Below are 5,384 nucleotides of genomic sequence, written 5' to 3' on the forward strand. Positions count from 1 at the left end.
TTGTGTGGGGCTTGTTTTTTTTTTTTTACCCACCCTTTCAGGTTTAGCCCGGGCGCCGGGCCCGCCCGGGGGGGGGGGGGGGGGGGGGCCCCCCCCCCCCCCCCCCCCCCGGCTCAGAGGCCCGGCGTCGTCACGCGCACCGCCCAGTTCCGGGCGTGCAGGTACCTGGCCTTCGGCGAGCCCGTGTAGTACCAGGGCACGGCGCCGATGTACCCGTCGATGTGCCGGAACTGCTCGACCGCCTCCGCGTCGCGGTCCTGCCAGAACAGCAGCCACGCGAGCACGTGCCGCAGCCGGACCGTCCGCCAGTCGGCCGGGTCGGCCGCCGCCAGGTCAGCGAGGGCCGCGTCCACCGCGGCGACGACCTCCGGCTCCTTGAAGAAGGTCTCCGGCTCGAGGCCCGGATCCTTCATCTCCTGCTCGATGTACGCGGCCAGCGGCACCAGCGACAGCAGCTCGCCCGGCTCGCCCGAGGCGGCGGACTCCCGGGCGAAGGCGAGCGCCAGCTCGTGCGAGCCGCGCCACTTCTCGCACCAGTACTGCAGGGCGGAGGTGTGCGCCACCAGCACCTTCGGGTCGCGCGCCACGATCTGCGCCCACAGTTCCCGGTACTGCTCGTGCGGGTAGCCCAGGCCCTGGGCGACGGGCTGCTCCACCATGTACGGGACCGGGTCGGCCGGGTCCGCGAGCCGCTGGGCCTCGTGCGCGTACTCCTGCGCCTTGAGCAGCAGCTCGTGGAAGACCCGGAACTGCTCCTGGGTGGTGCGGCTGCCCGACTGGCTGCCGCGTACGTTCCACGCGACCGCGACGCCCGCATCGGCGTTGACCAGCGCCGCCGACGGGTCGGACGGCCGGGCCGACCGCCAGGCCAGCAGCCACGCGTCGTCCTCGGCGGCCGCCTCGGCCAGGGCCCGGACGCGCTGCCAGCGCTCCTCCCAGTCCTTGCCTGCCGCCTCCAGGTAGGCCGCGCCGGCCTCCCAGTCGCCGGCCGTGACCGCCGCGACGGCGGCCGTCCGCTCGGGCGGGACGGGCCGGGCGTTCTCGGTGTCGAGGTCCTCCTCCGCCACGAAGCCCAGCGCGACGACCGCGGCCGCCTGCCGCGCCTTCTCCTCGGCCTTCGCCGTGGCCGTGGCGGCCGACTGCGCGGCGGGCACGGGAGTGCCCGCCGCTTTCTTCGCCTTGTGCGCGGCGAACGCCTTGTACGCGGCGCCGATCAGCATGACGCCGAGGATGATCAGACCGATCACGGGGCAAGCACCAGCTTTCGCAGGGGTTCGGTGTCGGGCTGGTCCGCCACGGCCGCCTCCAGGGCGGCGGCGAGCTGCTCCTCGAAGCCGTCGGCCGGGTAGCGCAGCGTCGCCGAGTCGGTCCAGGACAGCTGCCAGCGGGCGGTGCCGCGGGCCGTCAGCTCGGCGGTGACGAGCTGGTTGATCGCCCGCCGCAGCACGGGGCGGGCGAACTCGCGGGCCGTGCGGCCGGTCGCGGCGGCCGCCTCCTCGGACTTCGGGAAGCGCTCCGCGATGCGCCAGCGCACCGCCGGGTCGGCGTCGATCGCGGCCAGCAGCGCGGCCAGGTCCGGCCCCGCACCCTCCGCGGCGACGGCCTCGCGGATCTGCTCCGCGCCTTCGCCGACGTACCGGGTCATGCTCTCCTGGACCAGGTCCGCCCAGTCCACCCGCTTCAGCGCGAGCGCCTGCGGGGTCAGCACGGCCTGCTCCAGCGCGGCCATCGCCGCGTCCGCGTCGGACAGCAGCTCCAGCGACGGGCGGGCCGCCTGGCCGCCGCGGCCGTCGTCGGGCAGCGCCTCGATGCGGGCCACGCGCTCGGCGAGCGCGGGGTGGGAGTCGTACGGGGACGCGGGCTCGGTCGACAGCTCCCGGCGCAGGTCGTCCAGTTCCTCGGAGCGGGCGTCGAGCAGGTGGCGCAGGCCGCCGAAGACCTGCCCGGGCCGGGGCAGCAGCTGCGCGCCGACGCCGAGGGTGGCGTAGGAGTCCATGTAGAAGTCCTGCGCGGGGCCGATGGCGTTGAGCTCGCGCAGCGCGGAGGCGGCCGAGTCGCGGCCCGCGATGCGGACGGAGGCGAGGTCGGCGGCGAGCTCCTGGCGGCGGGCGCCGGCGAGGGTGGCGCGCTGGTAGAACTTCCCGTACGCCGTGTACAGCGCGGCCATCGCGCGGTACATGGCACCGTCGCCACTCGTGTCGACGGCCTTGGGCTTCTTGCCGGACGCGATCCGCTTCTCGGCCCGCTTCTCCTGCCGAGCACGCTCCTTGGCCACCTTGGCGTCGGCCCGGTCGTTGAAGTGCCCGATCGTACGCAGCAGTTGGGCGCGGCCGCGTGCGATCAGCGGGGTGAGGCGGGTGTCGAGGTTGGCGTAGTGGCCCATCTCGTGCGCGAGCACGGCCCGCAGCTGCATCTCGTCCAGGCCCGTCATCAGGGGCAGCCCGAGGTAGAGCCGGCGGGTGCCGGGCAGCAGGCCGAGCAGCTTGGAGTCCTCGCTGACGGCCGCGTTGACCTCGGCGATCAGGACGATCTCGTCGGGCGCGCGGGTGCCGACCTGTTCGGCGACCTCCCGCACCGTCCGCCACAGGACCGGCTCCTGCCGCTCGGTGACGGGGACGCCGGGGACCGGGTCGCCCTTGGGGGTGCGGAGCATGAACATGCCGCGCACGATCGGGACGGCGAGGACGGCGGAGACGACGAGGAGCTTGAAGAGAGCCGGCCCGCGCAGCCCCGCCGTCGCGACAGCGATGTCGATACCGGCGAGTACGGCCAGCAGGACGAGGCCGAGCAAATAGAAGCCTGCGAGCAGGGCAAGGGCGCGCGAGGCGCGCAGCGAAGCGCCCATATGGAACAGATCCCCCCACGGGATGGTGTGTTATTTACGCGCACCTTATGGGGAGGGGTTTTGCCGCTGCGAAGGGGGGCCCACCAGGAGCCCCCCGTCACCGCGTCACCCCGTCACCCCGGCAGCGTCGCCGGGGAGCCGCCGTTCGCCTCGTAGCCCGCCACCGCCAGGGCGCGGTACACCGCGTACGAGGCCGCCGGGTCCGCCGAGGTCGACCACGGCAGGGCGCCCACGTACCCGTCCACGTGCCGCACCTGCTCCATGGCCTCCGCCCAGCGCTCCATGTTGACCAGGCACCACAGCAGCAGGTGCCGTACGTGCGCCAGCATCGGGTCGTCGGGCCGGGCGCTGTGCACCGCGTACAGAGCGCCCTCCACCGCCCGCGTCACGACCGCGCTCTCCCAGAAGCTGCGCACCATGACGACGTCGGGGATGTGTTCGTACACCGCGAACAGCGGCAGCGCCGCCAGCAGCGAGCCCTGCGGCGCGCGCGCCGCGGCCGCGTGCGTGAAGGCGTCGGCCTTCTCCCGCGAGCCGTGCCACTTCTCGCACCAGTAGTTCAGCGCCGCCAGGTGCGCGCCCATGTGCTGCGGGGCCCGGTCGATGACCCGCGCCCACAGCTCGTCGAACTCCGCCTCCGAGTACGCGAGCGCCCGCCCGATCGCGAGCTCGGTGATGTACGGGACCGGGTCGCCGGGGGCCAGCAGCGCGGCCGTGCGGCACGACTCCCGGGCCTCCTCCAGGATGATCCGGTGGTCGTCGGAGCCGACCCCGCCCGAGTGCCGCCACGCCTGCTGCACCAGCAGCTCCGCGTGCACCTGCGCGCCACCCGCGTCCTTGGGCGACTCCAGCCGCCACGCCTTCAGCCACCGCGCGCCCGCCCCGGGCTGGTGTACGAGCTCCAGCGCGGCCGCGCCGCCGAAGGCCTGTACGCGCTGCCAGCGCAGCTCGCCCTCCTTCGGGGTGCCGGCCAGCAGGGCGGAGGCGGCCTGCCACTGCCCGGTGCGCTGCACGTTGTCGAGCGCGTCCATCAGGTCCTGGTCGGGGCCGGGGATCCGGATGTCGAGCTCCTCCTGCAGGCCGAATCCGTAGTCCGCGGGATCGGCGGCGTCGGGACTGCCGGGTGCGACCAGGCGCAGACCGCCCCGCCTGCGCCGTAGATACGGACTGACGGCGGCCACGACCAGGCCCATCGCGAGCAGGAACAACAGAATCTCCATGCCCCCCAGCGAACCAGACGCACCCGGCCGAAGGCCAATACGGAGCGATACGGAGGAGGACCGCGCCGGGCCCGGGGCATAGCATCTGCCCCATGAGCGACGACAGCCACGAGCACCAGAGCTTCGAGACCCGCGCGATCCACGCGGGCAACACCGCGGACCCGCAGACCGGCGCGGTCGTACCCCCGATCTACCAGGTGTCCACGTACAAGCAGGACGGCGTGGGCGGCCTGCGCGGCGGTTACGAGTACAGCCGCAGCGGCAACCCGACCCGCACCGCGCTGGAGGAGAACCTCGCGGCGCTGGAGGGCGGCCTGCGCGGTCTCGCCTTCGCGTCCGGGCTCGCCGCCGAGGACTGCCTGCTGCGTACGCTGCTCTCCCCGGGCGACCACGTGGTCATCCCGAACGACGCCTACGGCGGCACCTTCCGCCTCTTCGCGAAGGTCGTCTCCCGCTGGGGCGTCGAGTGGTCGGTCGCCGACACCTCCGACCCGGCGTCCGTACGGGCCGCGCTCACCCCGAAGACCAAGGTCATCTGGGTCGAGACCCCCTCCAACCCGCTGCTCGGCATCACCGACATCGCCGTCGTCGCCGACATCGCGCGGACGGCCGGCGCCAAGCTGGTCGTGGACAACACCTTCGCGTCCCCCTACCTCCAGCAGCCCCTGGCCCTGGGTGCGGACGTGGTCGTGCACTCGCTGACCAAGTACATGGGCGGGCACTCCGACGTCGTCGGCGGCGCGCTGGTCACCGCCGACGAGGCGCTCGGCGAGGAACTGGCCTACCACCAGAACGCGATGGGCGCCGTCGCCGGCCCCTTCGACTCCTGGATCGTGCTGCGCGGCATCAAGACGCTGGCCGTGCGCATGGACCGGCACGCGGAGAACGCCGCGAAGATCGTCGAGGTGCTCCAGCGCCACCCGAAGGTCACCCAGGTCCTCTACCCGGGCCTGCCCGAGCACCGGGGCCACGAGATCGCCGCCAAGCAGATGCGCAACTTCGGCGGGATGATCTCCTTCCGTGTCGCCGGCGGCGAGGAGGAGGCCGTCGCGGTCTGCGGCCGCACCCGGATCTTCACCCTGGCCGAGTCCCTCGGCGGCGTCGAGTCCCTCATCGAGCACCCGGGCCGCATGACCCACGCCTCGGTGGCCGGCTCGGCCCTGGAGGTCCCGGCGGACCTGATCCGCCTCTCCGTCGGCATCGAGAACGCCGACGACCTCATCGCGGACCTGACGCAGGCGCTGGGCTAGGCCCCACCGCCCCACCGCCCCACCGCCCCACCGGCTGCGCCGGGCGGAGCTCCGCCGAGCGGCACGTGC

At 73.7% G+C, this 5,384-nt stretch carries 4 protein-coding genes; 1 reads left to right on the forward strand and 3 read right to left on the reverse strand.

Annotated features, from left to right (window positions below; all coding sequences use genetic code 11):
• Positions 1-113 precede the first annotated feature (113 nt).
• The 3 genes from ACFWB8_RS36595 to ACFWB8_RS36605 all read right to left on the reverse strand — a co-directional run bounded on the left by ACFWB8_RS36595 (position 114) and on the right by ACFWB8_RS36605 (position 4,065).
• Positions 114-1,247 carry a hypothetical protein gene (locus tag ACFWB8_RS36595; RefSeq protein ID WP_385237500.1) on the reverse strand — a complete coding sequence of 378 codons (1,134 nt, stop codon included), beginning with the start codon at positions 1,245-1,247 and terminating at the stop codon, positions 114-116.
• Positions 1,244-2,845, reverse strand: a complete 1,602-nt coding sequence (locus tag ACFWB8_RS36600; protein WP_385237502.1) for a M48 family metallopeptidase — start codon at positions 2,843-2,845, stop codon at positions 1,244-1,246. The genes ACFWB8_RS36595 and ACFWB8_RS36600 overlap by 4 nt, the downstream gene beginning before the upstream one ends.
• 113 nt (positions 2,846-2,958) lie before the next feature.
• Complete coding sequence (locus tag ACFWB8_RS36605; protein WP_385237504.1) at positions 2,959-4,065, reverse strand: hypothetical protein; 1,107 nt, start codon at positions 4,063-4,065, stop codon at positions 2,959-2,961.
• A 92-nt stretch (positions 4,066-4,157) separates the two neighbouring features.
• On the opposite strand from ACFWB8_RS36605, the gene ACFWB8_RS36610 reads away from it, so the two are divergent.
• The gene (locus ACFWB8_RS36610) at positions 4,158-5,315 is read left to right on the forward strand and encodes a cystathionine gamma-synthase (protein WP_385237506.1); all 1,158 of its coding nucleotides are present in this window, start codon (positions 4,158-4,160) and stop codon (positions 5,313-5,315) included.
• The last annotated feature ends 69 nt before the right edge of the window (positions 5,316-5,384 follow it).

It is taken from the genome of Streptomyces sp. NPDC060031, assembly GCF_042736805.1.
GTDB lineage: Bacteria > Actinomycetota > Actinomycetes > Streptomycetales > Streptomycetaceae > Streptomyces.